The 14,924-nt window shown below is 70.5% G+C and carries 14 protein-coding genes; 1 reads left to right on the top strand and 13 read right to left on the bottom strand.

What is annotated here, in order from left to right:
* Positions 1-50: 50 nt before the first annotated feature.
* The 11 genes from ACIO6U_RS14995 to ACIO6U_RS15045 all read right to left on the bottom strand — a co-directional run bounded on the left by ACIO6U_RS14995 (position 51) and on the right by ACIO6U_RS15045 (position 12,175).
* On the bottom strand, positions 51-1,076 hold the full coding sequence (locus tag ACIO6U_RS14995; RefSeq protein ID WP_401719066.1) for an SIS domain-containing protein: 1,026 nt from the start codon (positions 1,074-1,076) through the stop codon (positions 51-53).
* Positions 1,073-2,314, bottom strand: a complete 1,242-nt coding sequence (locus ACIO6U_RS15000) for a sugar ABC transporter permease (RefSeq protein WP_391046090.1) — start codon at positions 2,312-2,314, stop codon at positions 1,073-1,075. The genes ACIO6U_RS14995 and ACIO6U_RS15000 overlap by 4 nt, the downstream gene beginning before the upstream one ends.
* Entirely contained in the window at positions 2,311-3,135 is an 825-nt protein-coding gene (locus ACIO6U_RS15005) for an ATP-binding cassette domain-containing protein (protein WP_188280229.1), read from the bottom strand. Before ACIO6U_RS15005 ends, ACIO6U_RS15000 begins: the two co-directional genes overlap by 4 nt.
* On the bottom strand, positions 3,132-4,115 hold the full coding sequence (locus tag ACIO6U_RS15010; RefSeq protein WP_391046092.1) for an ROK family protein: 984 nt from the start codon (positions 4,113-4,115) through the stop codon (positions 3,132-3,134). The genes ACIO6U_RS15005 and ACIO6U_RS15010 overlap by 4 nt, the downstream gene beginning before the upstream one ends.
* A complete protein-coding gene (locus ACIO6U_RS15015) occupies positions 4,112-5,185 on the bottom strand; it encodes a substrate-binding domain-containing protein (RefSeq protein ID WP_366823751.1) in 1,074 nt (357 codons plus the stop codon). Before ACIO6U_RS15015 ends, ACIO6U_RS15010 begins: the two co-directional genes overlap by 4 nt.
* A 659-nt stretch (positions 5,186-5,844) precedes the next feature.
* Positions 5,845-6,816, bottom strand: coding sequence for a PQQ-binding-like beta-propeller repeat protein (locus ACIO6U_RS15020; RefSeq protein ID WP_401719072.1), 972 nt, complete (start codon positions 6,814-6,816; stop codon positions 5,845-5,847).
* Between the two features lie 149 nt (positions 6,817-6,965).
* Positions 6,966-7,511 (bottom strand): hypothetical protein, encoded by a 546-nt coding sequence (locus tag ACIO6U_RS15025; RefSeq protein ID WP_401719075.1) that lies wholly within the window; start codon positions 7,509-7,511, stop codon positions 6,966-6,968.
* A 300-nt stretch (positions 7,512-7,811) separates the two neighbouring features.
* Positions 7,812-8,831, bottom strand: coding sequence for an aldo/keto reductase (locus tag ACIO6U_RS15030; protein ID WP_355342545.1), 1,020 nt, complete (start codon positions 8,829-8,831; stop codon positions 7,812-7,814).
* A gap of 130 nt (positions 8,832-8,961) precedes the next feature.
* Entirely contained in the window at positions 8,962-10,047 is a 1,086-nt protein-coding gene (locus tag ACIO6U_RS15035; protein WP_401719078.1) for a CU044_5270 family protein, read from the bottom strand.
* Complete coding sequence (locus ACIO6U_RS15040) at positions 10,044-10,697, bottom strand: RNA polymerase sigma factor (protein WP_355342550.1); 654 nt, start codon at positions 10,695-10,697, stop codon at positions 10,044-10,046. The genes ACIO6U_RS15035 and ACIO6U_RS15040 overlap by 4 nt, the downstream gene beginning before the upstream one ends.
* A 326-nt stretch (positions 10,698-11,023) precedes the next feature.
* A complete protein-coding gene (locus tag ACIO6U_RS15045; RefSeq protein ID WP_401719081.1) occupies positions 11,024-12,175 on the bottom strand; it encodes an FAD-dependent oxidoreductase in 1,152 nt (383 codons plus the stop codon).
* Between the two features lie 141 nt (positions 12,176-12,316).
* Here ACIO6U_RS15045 and ACIO6U_RS15050 point away from each other — a divergent pair, with 141 nt between their 5' ends.
* A complete protein-coding gene (locus ACIO6U_RS15050) occupies positions 12,317-12,958 on the top strand; it encodes a TetR/AcrR family transcriptional regulator (protein WP_401719083.1) in 642 nt (213 codons plus the stop codon).
* Here the strand turns inward: ACIO6U_RS15050 and ACIO6U_RS15055 are convergent.
* The gene (locus ACIO6U_RS15055) at positions 12,946-13,299 is read right to left on the bottom strand and encodes a PRC-barrel domain-containing protein (protein ID WP_355342557.1); all 354 of its coding nucleotides are present in this window, start codon (positions 13,297-13,299) and stop codon (positions 12,946-12,948) included. The genes ACIO6U_RS15050 and ACIO6U_RS15055 overlap by 13 nt on opposite strands.
* A gap of 182 nt (positions 13,300-13,481) precedes the next feature.
* Positions 13,482-14,726 carry an NAD(P)/FAD-dependent oxidoreductase gene (locus tag ACIO6U_RS15060; RefSeq protein WP_355342560.1) on the bottom strand — a complete coding sequence of 415 codons (1,245 nt, stop codon included), beginning with the start codon at positions 14,724-14,726 and terminating at the stop codon, positions 13,482-13,484.
* Between the last annotated feature and the right edge of the window lie 198 nt (positions 14,727-14,924).

Consider the following 14,924-nt stretch of genomic DNA (forward strand, 5'->3'; position numbering starts at 1 on the left):
CGCACGGTGCGAAGGCGGCCGTACCGCCCTCGTACGGCCGCCCGGCCGGGCTATTCGCCGTCGTCGAGTTTGGTTCCGGTGTCGAGGAAGAGGAACTCGTCCGGATCGATCCCCCGCGCCCGCGCCGAGCGCAGCGCCACCTGTTGCAGCAGCGCCGCCACGAACACCGGTATCTCCAGGGGGTTGTGCGCCTCGACCGGCACGACCAGGGTCCGCTCGCCGTGGACGACGGGGGCGCCCGTCCGCAGTTCGACGATCTGACGGCCGAGCGAGCCGAGGGCGCGCAGGATCTGCCCGTCGTCGGGACCGTCGAGAACGACGTGCAGCGTCGAGGGGTGGGTGGACTCCATCAGCCCGTGCAGGTACTGCCGCGTCTCGAACGACGCCGCGGGGACCCGCGTCACCTCGCGCAGCAGCAGCGCGCCGCTCTCGGCGACCCCGTACTGGTCCGCGGGCGCCACCAGGTCGATGATCGACGCGGCCGACAGCCGGTCCGCGATCTCCTCGGCCTGCGCGGAGGTCGCGTCGAGGAACCCGGCGAGCCGCTCCCCCAGGCTGAGCCACGTCGGCGACGGTTCGCCGTCGGTCCAGGTCTCGGCGAGCATGGAGACGGCCATCGCCGAGGCGGTGAACCCGATCGTCGAGGCGAGGCTGTCGGGCAGGTCGCCGAGGGTCAGCACCGAGTCGGCGGCGGCGGCCATCGGCGAGTCGGTGACGTTGACGACCGCGAGCTTGCGGCCGGTGGCCGCGCGCATCACGTCGACCGTCTCGCGGCTGCGGCCCGACTGGGACAGCGCGACGAGCGTGGTGGTCTCGTCGAACGGCCCCGCCTGCGCCGCGTTGAGCCGGACGCTGGGGATGCCGCGCGCCGACAGGTGGGCGACCGGTGCGGCGAGCGCCGCGAGGCTCGCGCCGATGCCGATGAACGTGGCCTGGTCGGGGCGGCCGACCGCACCCGCCGCGGCGAGCGCCCGCTCGCGCAGCACCGGTGCGACCTCGGTGAGCCGGCTGGTCTGGCTCAGCACGCCCTCGTCGAAGGGGATGAACCCCTGGCGCAGAAACGCGTTGACACTCATCGGCCGCTGGCCGCCCTTCCTCGTCGTGCCAGGGAATCGATCACCACGGCGGCCACGAGTACGGCGCCGGTGATCACGTACTTGACGGCGGAGGTCTGGTTCAGCAGATCCATGCCGTTGGACACCGCTCCGATGACGAGCATGCCGAGCAGTGCGGAGTACGCGGTGCCGCGTCCGCCGAACAGGCTGGTGCCGCCGATGACCGCGGCGGCGATCGCGTTGAGCAGGATGTCGCTGCCGCCGCTGGCCTGGTTGACCGCGAACAGGCGTGAGGCCGCGAGCACACCGCCGAAGGCGGCGAGCGACGAGGCGATCGTGAAGGCGATGACCTTGACGGTGCCGACCTGGATGCCCGCGCGCCGGGCCGCCTCGGCGTTGCCGCCGACGGCGAACAGCTTGCGGCCGAAGGTCGTGCCGCGCAGCAGCAGGTCGACCAGGACCACGAGTCCGACGAAGATGATCAGCGACAGGGGTATGCCGTGCCACCGCGCGAAGACGGTCGTCGCCGCGACGATCAGGACTGTGATCACTCCGGCGCGCACCAGGCCCCCGGTGAGCGGCCGTACGGTCAGGCCGCGTTCGCGTCGCCGTCTCGCGGTGAGGACCGTCCCGCCGAAGGCCGCGCCCGCGTAGACAGCGGCGATCACGTATCCGATCCACGCGGGGAGCGTGGTGTTGGCGAGCGAGGCGATGGTGCCGTCGTAGGGGATGTTGATCGTGCCCTGGTTGCCCAGGACGAGGAGTTGGCCGCCCTGCCAGGCGAGCAGGCCGCCCAGGGTCAGCACGAACGACGGAACGCCGAGCTTGGTGAAGATGAAGCCGTGGAACAGGCCGATCGCGGCGCCGAACACGACGGCCAGGACGATCGCGAGCACCGGCGGCCAGCCCTGGTTGATGCTCAGCACCACCATGGAGGCGGAGGTGATCCCGCTCACCGATCCGGCGGACAGGTCGATCTCGCCGATGATCAGGACGAACACGATGCCCAGCGCGATGACGCCGGTCGAGGCGATCTGCAGGCTCAGGTTGGAGAGGTTCTGCGGCGAGAGGAACCGCTGGTTGGCGATCTGGAAGACCAGCGAGATGACGACGAGGCCGAGGATGACGGGCAGCGCCCCGAAGTCGCCGGTACGCAGGCGCTGGACGCGCTCGCGCACCCAGTTCTCCTGCGCCGGCGGTCCTGGCGGCAGCACGCTCTGCCCGGCGGGGGCGGTTGCGGTGTTGGTGGTCACGGTCATCCTTCCTGAGCCCGGTCGCGGCGCAGCGTCCGGCGCTTTTGGGCACTGCTGTCGGCGACGCCGGTGATGGCGGCGACGACCTGTTCTTCTGTGGTCCCCTCGACGGGGAACTCGGTGACGCTGCGCCCGAGCCGCAGGCAGACGATGCGGTCCGCCACGTCGAAGACGTCGGCCAGGTTGTGGCTCACCATGAGGACGGCGTGCCCCTCGCTCCGCAGCCGCTCGATGAGTTCGAGCACTTCGGCGGTCTGCTCGACGCCGAGCGCCGCGGTGGGCTCGTCCAGGATGACCAGCCGCGGGTCGCCGAGCAGGGACCGCGCGATGGCCACCGACTGGCGCTGCCCGCCGGAGAGCGAGGAGACGGGCGCGCGCAGGTCCTTGATCTTGACCGAGAGCCGCTTGAGCAGCCCGACGGCGACCTCTTCCATGTCGAGCGCGCTCAGGAAGCCGCCGTGGTGCTTCTCGCGGCCGAGGAAGAGGTTGGCGACGATGTCGAGGTTGTCGCACAGCGCGAGGTCCTGGTACACCGTCGCGATGCCGAGGCGGGTGGAGTCCGTGGGCTTGCGCGGGGAGACCGGCTCGCCGTTCACCGCCATGGTGCCGCCGTCGCGGGGGTGCGTACCGGCGATCGTCTTGATCAGGGTGGACTTGCCCGCGCCGTTGTCGCCGACGAGCGCGACGACCTCTCCCGCGGCGACGGTCATGCTGACGTCGCTGAGCGCCTGAACGGCGCCGAAGCTCTTGCTGATGTGTTCGAGTTCCAGCACGGGCGGCGGGCGTTCTCCCGCCCGGTCGGCCGCCCTGTCAACGGTCGTTGTCATCGGCGGTCTCCTTTCATGCCGAGTCGGTCCGCCGCGGTGGCGACCGCGATCGGTTGGGCGAGGTGCCACGCGCCGGCGCCGACGAGACCGGCGTCGTCGCCGCACACGGCGGCGCGTACGTCGACGTCCCAGGAGACGTGCGAGCGCGCGGTGTCGCTGATGCGGCGGTCGAGCTCGTCGAGGAGCTGCGCGCCGGCCGCGCGGGCGAGGCCGCCGCCGACGACCAGTACGTCGGGTGAGACGACGTGGCACAGGAGGATCGCGGCGGCGGCCGCCGCGTCGGCGATGTCGGTGAGGGCGGCGGCGGCCAGGGCGCGGGGGTGGGGCGCGGTCGGTACGGGGTCGGCGCCGGGGGCGCCGTCGCTTGAGGCGAGGTCGGTCAGGGCGCGGTAGTCGACGTCCCTGCCCAGTTCACGCCCGGCCTCGCGTACGCGCTGTCCCGAGCCGAGGTCCTCGATCATGGGGCGCCCGGCGCCGAGCAGGTGCAGGAATCCGATCTGGAACCCCGACACGCGTCCGGACAGCACGCGGCCGTCGCTCACCACCGCCGCGCCGATCCCCGTCGAGAGGGTCAGATAGGCCGTTGTCCCCGCGGTGGACCCGGCGCCGAAGTACGCCTCGCCGATCGCGGCCAACTCGGCGTCACCGGCCAGCTCGACGGCGAGTCCGGTGGCCTCGGAGAGGTACGCGGCCGACAGGCGGCCGAGGTCGGTGGACGGCAGATTGCGCGCCACGTGCAGACGGCCCTCGACGTGGTCCACCCGTCCCGGCAGTCCGACGACCGCCGAGACGGCGTCCGTACCGGCCGCGATCCGCGTCATGAGATCGGCGACCTGCTCGTGCGCCGCGTCGTGCCGGACGGGCTCCTTGAGCCTGGCGGTCACGGTTCCGCCGCGGTCGACGAGCGCCGCGCGGGCGGTGGTGCCGCCCAGGTCGACTGCGACGACCTGGGCGGCATCGCCGGTGGAGAAGGAGGTCACTTGATGAGTCCCGCCTCGACGCACGCCTTCTTGTAGTTGGCCGTGCAGATCTGATCGACGGTCAGATAGCCGCTGTCGAGCAGGATTTCCTTCATGTTCTCCATCGTCACGGCGATGGATTCGAGCAGGTAGGCGGGCACCTTGCCCGCACCGTCGTCGATGGTGCCGTTGAGCAGTTCGCCGGAGGGCTTCTGCCCGGTGGCGAGGGCGGCGGCGGCCTTGGCGCCGATCCGCGCCTCGGTCTCGACCGGCAGGTACGTGCTCTCGTACAGGTCGCCCGCGACCATGTTCTGGATGGCGTCGAGCTGCGTGTCGAGGCCCGTGACGGGCGGCATCGGCTTGATGCCCGCGCTCTTCAGCGCGGCGACGACACCGGTGGCCATGCCGTCGTTGCCCGCGTAGACACCGGCGATCTTGGACGCGCCGAGCTTGGTGATGGCCTGCTGCATCTGGTTCTGCGCGTTGGCCGCCGACCAGCCCTTGGTGTCGTACTCGGCGGCGACGGTGAAGCCGGACTTGTCGATGACGCTGTGCGCGCCGTCCTTCTCCGGCTTGGCTCCCGAGTCGACGGGGTCGCCGTTCATCATGACGACGTTGCCGGAGGTCTTGCCGTCCTTCTTCAGCTTGTCGAGCAGTGACTGCATGCCGACGGCGCCCTGCTGGACGTTGTCGAACTTCACCCCGTAGTCCACGGCCGCGTTGTAGATGACGCGGTCGTAGCTCATGACCTTCGCGCCCTGCCTGCGGGCGCTGGCGACCACCGCCCCGGCGGCCTTGGAGTCGACGGGGTCGATCACCAGCACGCTCGCCCCTTCGGTCAGCGCGGACTCGGCCTGGCTGAGCTGCTTGCTCGCGTCCCCGGCCGCGTTGTAGTAGCGGAGCTGACACTTGGGGCAGCTCTCCGCGAGCTGCTTCTCGAAGGTCGGCTTGTCCCGCGCCTCGTACCGGGCGGTCGCGTTCTCCGGGAGCAGCAGCGCCACGATCGGCTTGTCCTTGGCCTTGCCGCCGCCGGAGCCGCCGGTCGAGCCGGAGGTCGCGTCGGATGTGTCCGACGAGCACGAGGCCAGCATGAGGGCTCCAACTACAGCCACCCCCGCAACGGCCATGCGTCGGCGGTGTGAATGAGAAGTAACGTTCATGAGAGTTTCGTCCACCTCTGAGCCATGTGTAGCGGGGTGAGTTGCCTCAAGCTAGATCTGGTATCAACCAGTGGTCAACCCTCTGGTATTACAGCTCGATAACCTAAGCAAACCACTGGTATTACCCCGAGGTGACCAGCAAATTTCCCCCCGCCCCACCCGCACACCCCGCGCCGCCGCCCCCGTCGACCCCAACTCCCCCGCGATTCCCCCCGACCCCCCGCCCTCCCTCTGGTACGAACCACCGGTCGTATCCAATCCCACCCCGCCGCACCCACCCCCTCCGAACCGAAAGCCCCCGCAGACAGGAAGAGGCCGGCCCGGACGCGCCTCACCGGAGGCAAGCGAACTGGACGGCCTGTGGAACCTTGGGGACGCACGTGGGCCCAGCGGACGACAGCGCACGGGCGGCGGCGTGGACGAGGACCCCCAAGATGCCCGGCGAGCGGACGCGCGACCGGATCGGCGCAGCCTCCTCGGCTCACCTCAGGTGCCTCAGGTGGGCGAAGATCCATTCCCGGGCGGCTCCAAGACCAGCACCGGCCCATGGCGCTTCCGCCGACTTCGGCGGGCCGCCCGCAGTGGCCGAGCTAGCCGGAAGGGTGAGTCAATCGACTCACCGTTGCATAGTCGTCGGATGCGTGAACCGTAGCCAACAGGATAGCGCCGTCAGAACACTCGAGAACCGCTGGGTTGTTACCCGGGATCGGTGCATAGGCGGCTTCACCCGTGAAGGCATCGAGAATGTGCACAGGGCCCGCACCGGAAGACACGAACAGAAGCGCGGACTCATTCAGACAGCCCGCGGCGATGGCACCGACGTCCGAGCCCATCGACAAAGCAGGACCCAGTGGCTCACCAGTCACCCCGTTATACCGAGACAAGTTTCCATTCATGTCGAGTGACGCCAGGACAGCCCGGCCGTCGGGATGCGTCAGCGCAGTCATCCTCATGTTGTATTCGCCAAAACCATGAATATGTGATCCGAATGGCTCGCCGGTCGAGGCGACCCACCGATACACAACTCCAGCCTCGTCCTCCGCTGCGATGAGGACCGTGCCGTCCTTGAGCGACAGTGACGTGATGGTCTTCAGCGGATAATCCGGCCCCGTCAGTTGAGGGCTCAACGCTTCGCCGGTAGTCGCGTCCCAATAGTGGATGAACGGCTCACACTGCGCGGCAACAGCGATGAACGCTCGCCCACCGGGCAGCGGCCCACTGGTGACGTCCCAAGCGGTGTCATCAAACTCAGCCATCGCGCCAACGGGCACGGGCCTGCCACTTGCAGCATCAACCCGCACCACCCCGATATCCGTGGCTACCGCGACGACGGCATCACCATTCGTCGGGGTGGCCACCGCAACCGTCGATATCAGATCCTCACCCGCAAACCTCCAGAGCATTTCACCGGTGCGAGGGTCCCAACGCCAAAAATCGTAGCCGGTACCATTTGAGAGCAATATGGGCGTATCACTCTCACCTTGAGCCAAAACCGGCACGACGCCGTCCGGAGCTTCTTCCGCAAACACTGTTTCCAGGACCACATCTAGCAATTCGAGCACAACGCTTCCCAATCTTTCCGCATTACGCGGCGCCGACACATCTCCAGAGCTCCGACGAGCGGAGGCCGCATCCCAAAATTCCCCACTCGACCCCTGACGGATCGACGCACCTCGTTGAAGGCGCCTATGCGCGACGGAGAGTGTCACTGTCAGCCGCGAGCCATGGTGGCGGGAGGGGGCGGCGGGGGGATGAGTCGGGCTTCGGCGCGGTCGAGGCGTCTGGTTGTGCGGCTGTGGGCGGCCCGGGCGGCGGCGAGGAGGACGCCGATCGTCAGGCAGAAGACACCGAAGCCGGTGGTACCCACGATCAGGAGGATGGTGCCGAGGACGAGATAGAACCCGGCGAGCCAGGGCAGCCACCGAAGGCCGCTGCGCGCCGCCTTGCGTTGGCGTCGCAGAAGGACGGTCATGGCGTGCCGTACGGCCGGGTCCGCGGGAACGCGTCCCTTGCGCAGGCGGCGGGCGATCACCGGGATCTGCCGGGGCCGGATTCCGGCCTCCTGGGCGAGGTGTCGCCGGAAGGTCCGTTGCCGCCACAAGCCCGCCGTGGCGGCGCCCAAGCCTCCCGCGAAACCGCCGAAGTTGAAGCCCAGCCAGAACCACAGCGCGGCGTACATCACCGCGAGGAAGGCCACTGCCGTCCCGACACGCACCCACAGGCGGTCGTACCAACGGCGTTCACCATCCCAGTCCACATCCCCGTCTTGGCGGTACTCGCTGTTCATCCGCGCCCCCAACTGCCGTCGCCACAAGGACAGTCGTCTACCCCCGAGGATCGCGCGAACGCGTCGTCACGATGTCAAGCCCGGTGCCGGTGCGGCCCCCTCCGAAAGATCGTGGCCCGTACAGGTCACTGCCCGTACGGACCCCATCCCGGTGTGCCGCTGGGCCCCCGGGGTCATCGGTCGTCCCTGGAGGAAACAGCCCCAAGCTGGTCCCCGCGCACCTGGAGGGGACCGAGCCCGTCGTCGGGGGCAACTCGTCCTGGGGCGGCGTCAGCGGGGGCGGCGGCGGGTGTGCTTGTCGCCGAGGGTGGAGGGCAGGAAGAGGATGTCCTTCTGGTTGAGGTTGACCCCCGGCGGGACGATCTCGTCGATGCGGTCCAGTACGTCGTCGCTGAGTGCGACATCGGCGCCGGCCAGCAGGTCGGTGAGCTGCGCGGGGGTGCGCGGACCGAGGAGGACCGAGGTGACCGCCGGGTGGGTCAGCACGAACGCGGTGGCCAGATGGGCGAGTTTCAGCCCCGCTTCGGCGGCCAGTTCGGTGAGCTCTCCAACGGCCTTCGCCTTGGCCCGGTTCCCCGGTTCCGCCTGGTCGAACAGGGGCGTGGCAGCTCCCGCGTTGCGGTGACCGGCGGTGGGATCGGCGCGGCCGGAGAGCCAGCCGGATCCGAGCGGGCCGAAGGTGAGGACGCCCATGCCGTATCGCTGGGCGGTCGGCAGCGTGGTGGCCTCGACGCCGCGCAGCAGGACGTTGTACGGCGGCTGCTCGGACCGGAAGCGGTGGTGGTGGCCGCGCTCGGCGGCCCACTGCGCCTCGACCGTCTGCTCCGGGTGGAACAGCGACGAGCCGATCGCCCGTACTTTCCCGGCCCGGATCAGGTCCGAGAGCGCGGAAAGCGTCTCGTCGAGGTCCGTGAACGGATCCCAGCGGTGCATCTGGTAGAGGTCGATGCGGTCGGTGCCGAGACGGCGCAGGCTCCCTTCCACCGCCTGGGTGATCCACCTGCGCGATCCGCCCCGCCGGTTGTCGTCCGATCCGATCGGCAGCCCGAACTTGGTGGCGAGGACGACCTCGTCACGCCGCCCCTTCAGCGCCTTGCCGACGATCTCCTCGCTCTCGCCCGCCGAATAGACGTCCGCGGTGTCAATGAAGTTGATGCCTGCGTCCAGCGCGGTGTGGATCATCGCCACGGACTCGCCGTGGTCGGTGTTGCCCATCGCGCCGAGCATCATCGTCCCGAGGGCGAATTCGCTCACCGACATACCCGTACCGCCGAGGACTCTGCGTTTCATGGTGCGCTCTCCACTGTCGTGCCGGTCTCATCCGGCAATACGTACGGCACTTCGTACGGCAATACGTCCAGCACTTCGTACGGCGACTCGTCCGACCACCGTCCGGCTACGGCGGCCGGCCCGCCCGTCGTCAGCCCTCGACGCTCGCGGGGACCTCACCAGGGCGGTCGACCACGCCGCGCCGCATGACGGCATTCACGCCGTACAACGTCTCGACGGCGGTGCCGTCGCCCTGGTGACCGATCATGTAGGACCGCGAGCCCAGATACGTGAGCGTGGCCTTGTCGAAGATCCACGTGTCGCGGGTGGCGGCTCCGGGGTCGTGGCGAGTGATGCCGAAGCCGTGCCGGCCCGCCGCGTCGACGGCGTCGGGCACCACGCGGACGCCGGGGATCTTCTCCACGACCTGGTACAGCGCGGACGCGGTGGCCGGGGGCATGATCGCCGTGCTCAGCATCCCGCCGATGTTCGAGAAGACGGTCTCGTCCAGCGAGGAGGTGCCCCACGGCTCGGTCTCGGCGTAGAGCAGCGCGCGCAGCGCCTCGGGGTCCGTGGGCAGCGTGGCCAGCCACTTGTAGGTGGGGTGGTCAAGTCCCGCGTACACGGGCGAGGTGGCCACCATGGGCCCCAGCCCCGGCATCACCGCGTCCTTCCCCGATTCACGGATCCAGCCCTCCTCCGTCATGGGGCCGGGGCGCTGGACGGTCCAGTACTCCTGCTTGTGCAGCGCGCCGAGCCGGACCTGGCCGCCGAACGCGCCCTTGTTCCCCCGGGTCAGCGTCTCGACATACACGAGCTGGTCGTCCTTCACCGGCGTGACGTTGCCCGTCATGGCGACGGCGGCGATGCGGCTGAGCGTGGCGGACGCGCTGTTGTAGTGCGCCGGAGGGGCCGCGGGGAAGTGCCCAGGGGCGTGTCCGCCGCCGGACGCGGTGACGACGAGCACGGCGGTCAGTGCGGCCGCCACGGGAAGCACCATCATCGGACGCGGTTGCCGGCGGCGGCGCTGTGGGGCCGCCGCCGTCGCCACCATCGTCGTCGCCGTCGCCGTCGCCGTCGTACGGGTCCCGCGGGCGAGGTCCTGGTCGATCCGCCGCATCAGAACGTCCTTGAGGTGCCGATGGCGGCTCGGCGAAAGGTGGTCCCAGGCGGCCGAGGCGGCCAGCAGTTCTTCCGCCTCGGCCGGGACGGTGGCGGGCGCGTTGTCAGCCTTCATCGGGTTTCCTCCTGCAAGAAGAGCGCCGCGAACACGGCCTCGCCGTCTTTCTCTCCGGGAACGCGGTCCGGTTCCCCCGCCGTGTCGCGTGCCGGTACGGCGCTCAGCTCGGCCAGTCGCTTGCGGGCGCGCGAGAGCCGCGAGCGCACGGTGCCGACCGGGATGCCCAGTGCCTCGGCGGCTTGCCGGTAGTCCAGCCCGGCCGCCACGCACAGGGCGATCACCTCCCTGTCCTGGCGGCGCAGTCGGCGCAGCGTCTCGTGGACGGCGGCCAGCCGTCGCGCGTCGTCGATCCGGCCGATCGCCTCCTCCGCGAAGTCCTCGACCGCGCGGGGCTCCGGGCTGCGCGCGAGGAAGGCGAGCCTGCGCCACCGTCCGCGGTTGGCGTTGTGCGCCTTGTGCGTGGCGATGCCCAGGAGCCATGGCGTGAGGGACCCGCCCTCCGGCTCCACGGTCTCCCGCCCGCGCCAGGCGGCCAGGAAGGTCTCGGACATCACGTCCTCGGCCTCCGGCCAACTCCCGGTCAGCCGCAGCGCATGGTTGTAGACCGCCCGCGCGCTCTGTTCGTACAGCTCGGCGAACGCGGAACGGTCTCCGGCACGGATCCGCCCACGCAACGGCTCCGCTGGTTCTGTTTGCGTCACACTCATTACTCTCCGCAGCACCGGCCGAGTTCCTGTGTCCGCCGTCACAGCCGCCCGCCCGCCCGCTTCCCGCGCCCGAGAGTAACGGTGCGTCCGGTTTGCACAAAGGGCTGACGGTGCGCTCCGTTATCTGGTGAAGTACGGGTCTGCCGGGCCCGCAAGGGGGGTGCCCGGCCTCGTTCTCGACGTCTGCTCCTACGACAACGCCCGCGTCGCCTTCACGAGCTGCTGACCGGGGCCCGCGGCGCTCCGTCCCGCCACCGACGGAGCGCCGGGGTTCGTATGACGGAATCCGCCCTCGCGGCTCAGGGCCGTAAGAGGTCCCTGCGGGATCAGGGCCTTGCGGGGGCGTCGGCGAAGTCGGGGAGGTCGGGGGTGAGGAGGTCCGCGACGGCGCCGTCGAGGAGTTCGGCGGTCTCGGTGGAGCGGGGGAGCATGGTGCTCTCGTAGGCGCGGACGGCGTCGGCGACGGTGGCCTCGGTGGCCAGGGCGACGGCGAGTTCACCGGCGTCGAGCATGGCGAGGTTGACGCCGACGCCCAGCGGCGGCATGAGGTGGGCGGCGTCGCCCAGGAGTGTCACGGTGGGGTGCGGCTCCCAGGTGTGCGGGACCGGCAGGGCGAAGATCGGCCGCTGGACGTAGGGGCCGTCGTTGTCGGTGATGAGCCGTCGCATGGGCGCCGACCAGTGGGCGAACCGCTCCTGAAGCAGGGCGCGGACGGCGTCGGTGTCGTCGGCGGCCAGGCCGCCGCGGCTGATCCAGTCGGCCGGGACCTGCTGGACGATGTAGACGCGGATGTGGTCGCCGCCGTTGCGCTGGGCCACCAGCGCGCGTTCGCCGTCGCCCGCGTGGGCCATGCCCTGGCCGACCAGTTCGGCGATCTCGGGGTGGCTGTCGTCGACGTCGTCGAACCAGGCCTCCAGGAAGCTGACCCCCGTGTACGCGGGGACGGCGGGCGAGACGGCCGGGCGTACGCGTGACGAGGCGCCGTCGGCGCCGATGACCAGGTCGGTCTCCACGGTGGTGCCGTCGGTGAAGCGCGGCAGCCGCGGACCCTCGGCGGGACCGCCGACGGACTCAAGTCCCTTTCCCCAGCGGATCGTTCCCGGTTCCACCGACCGCAGGAGCAGGTCGCGCAGCACCCCGCGGTCGATCTCCGGCTTGAACAGCTCGTCGGCTTCCGGGACGTGCCGGACGGTGATCGTGCCGTCCGGGTCCAGCAGGCGCATCTCCTGGCCCTCGGGCCGGGACAGCGCGAAGAACTCCTCCAGCAGACCGGCCTCGCGCAGGGCGATCTGGCCGTTGTCGGCGTGCAGGTCCAGGGAGCCGCCCTGGTCGCGGACGTCGGGACCGGCCTCGCGGTCGTAGACGGTGACCGCGAGGCCGCGCCGCTGGAGGATGCGGGCGCAGGTCAGGCCGCCGGGTCCCGCGCCGATGACGCTGATCCTGGCCTGGGCCGGTGCTACGGGGTTCGTGGGGTTCATGGGTGGTTCCTCTCGCCGACGCCGGAGGGCCGCGGCCCGATGCCGCAGGCATGTCCGGCGCCGTCACATTATTCGAACGCCTCCAAACATACAACGACTCCAATAATGGTGCGATGGCAACTTTCGGGGTACGGTCGGCGCATGGACGACACCATCGGCCGGACCGCCCCCGCCGGAAGGCGCGAACGCAAGAAGGCCGCCACCCGGCAGGCGATCGCCGACGCCGCGCTGCGGCTGTTCCTGGAGCGCGGATACGACCAGGTGAGCGTCCGCGAGATCGCCGAGTCCGCCGATGTGTCGGTGTCGACGGTGTTCAACTACTTCCCCGGCGGCAAGGAGGCCCTGGTCTTCGACGAGGACGCCGGGAACGAGGCCCGCCTCGTCGCCGCGGTGACTGACCGCCCCGCGGACCGGACGATCCCCGAGGCCCTGCGCGCGCACTTCACCGGTTTCGCCACCTCGCCCCACACGCGTGACCCGCGCTTCGCCGACCTCCAGGAGCTCGTCCGGCAGACCCCGGCCCTGCGCGAGTACTCCCGCGCGATGACCCTGCGCCACGAGAACGCCCTGGCCGTCGCCCTCGCCGAGCAGACCGGCCGCCCCCACGACGACCTGCTCTGCGCCGCCTACGCCCGCTTCACCCTGGAAACCCTCGCCTTCGCCGGTTCCCGTCCCGATCCCGTCGCCGCGATCGACCAGGCGATGCTCCTGCTCGACCGGGGATGGACGGCCGCGGTCACCCCGCCCGGCCCCGCCGCCCCGACGGCGGGTCAGATGTTGTAGTGGTTCTCGTAGTACCGAGCCACCAGCTCGCGGTAGTGGGTATCGCCGGTGTGCTCGTCCACGACGAACTCCGGGGAGCTCTTGATCTGGTCCTTCGTGAGATCGACGAAGATCTTCTGGTCCGCCGTGTCGATCGACCGTACGGTGCCCGCGGGGAGCAGTACGTGCTTGCCGAAGATCCACACGCCGGTATCGACGACCAGATACGCCGAGTCGAAGTCGTCGGAGTGCTTGTCGACCTTGCCGATGTGACCGTCCGTCGCCTCGACCTGGTAACCGATCAGGTCGGTCCCCGCCGTATGGCCGGTGGTGTGCTGATAGCCCCAGATGTTGTCCCTCATGTCGCGGCTCCTCCATCGGAAACGTCGCGCCCCGAGTGACGAGAATGCCGTCGCGGCATCTGCTCGCCGGTGACGCGTACTCAGACGGTCGCGTGCCCGCCCGCCCCGCGCCCACACCTCAGGCCCCGACTCGCCCGCCCGAACGGCTTCAACGCCCGAACGGCCTCAGCGCTCGAACGGCCTCAGCGATCGGCGAGCAGCTCGCGAGCCGCGCGGGCGCCGGAGGCCATCGCCCCCTGGACCGAGCCGGTGGCCCGGTGATCGCCGCAGACGTAGCGGCCGGGCGAGACCCGCGTGGTACGGCTGAGCGGCCACGGCGGCGGCATGGCGGGCAGCGCTTCGGCGACGCGGTAGGCGGCCACCGGCTCCCACGTCGTGGTGTCGGTCTCGTAGAGCTCGGCCAGTACCCGGCGCACCTCCGCCTCGCCGCCCTCGGTCTCGTCGACTCCGAGCACGGAGGTGGAGACCAGGGCCCGGCCCGGCGGCGCGTAGGTGGGACTGACCTCGCTGAGCACGACGGTGTTGAGCACGCGCCGTGCGGTGTCCACGATGAGCGTCGGTTCGGCCCGCGGTCGCTCAGGAGCCGCGTGGTAGTACGTGGTGACCGATCGCGTCGCCGGTACGCGCAGGCCGGGTACGAGTGAGGCCGCGGCGGCCGGGCCGGCGGCGACGACCACCGCGGGCGCGGCCAGTTCGTCACCGCGGGCCGTCAGCACCCCGTCGTCGGTGAGCCGTTCCACGGGGACGTCGAAGGCCACGGTGCCGTCCGGCAGCGCGGCCGCCATCAGCTCGGGCACCGCGGCGACTCCCCGAGCGGGCAGGCACAGGGTGCCGCGCAGCATGGAGCGCCACACCAGGTGGAAGAACCGGCTGGAGGTCTCCAGCTCGTCCTCCAGGAAGACTCCCGACAGGAACGGGCGGAACAGGGTTTCGACCAGTTCGTCGCCGATGCCCGCCTGCGCGAGCGCGGTGCGGGTCGTGCGGTCCGTCTGGCGTTTGAGGACGCGGGGCGGTGCCAGCAGGTCGCGGCCGCTCATCATGGCGAGTCCGGCGAGATCACGCAGCGTGGCCAACCGCCCGGGCCGCAGGTCGGCCGCCATCCGCGGGTGGCGCGTCGGGTCGCCCAGGCGGAGCTTCCCCTGGGGGGTGTGCACCAGAAGGCCGGGCGTGAACGGCCGCAGGCGCAGCTCGCTCAGCCGCAGGCGACGGCGCAACTGCGGGTAGGAGGTGTTGACCACCTGGAAGCCGCGGTCGAAGCGGAACCCGTCGCGTACGTCGGTACGCATCCTGCCGCCCGCCGCGTCCGACGCTTCCAGCACTCGCACGCGCAGCCCCGCGGCCACCAGGTCCTGCGCGCAGGCCAGCCCCGCCACACCCGCGCCGACGACCACCACGTCGACGGCGCCTTCACTCGCTCCGCGTGTCATTCGAGCCTCCCGCCGCGCGACGGCCAACGCGGATTCGGCGACGCGCTGCCTCTTCCTGCGGATCATGGCAGGCCGTCGGCGGCCCCGCACGTCTGCCACGGCCTGTGAGCCCGTGGGATCACCGGCTCCGCGCGGGCGCCCGCCGGTGAACGGGTCCTGCCACCGCCGTGACAGGACCCGTCTTCACCGTCGGCCGGA

Source organism: Streptomyces sp. NPDC087422, from assembly GCF_044744145.1.
In the GTDB taxonomy this organism is placed as follows: Bacteria; Actinomycetota; Actinomycetes; order Streptomycetales; family Streptomycetaceae; genus Actinacidiphila.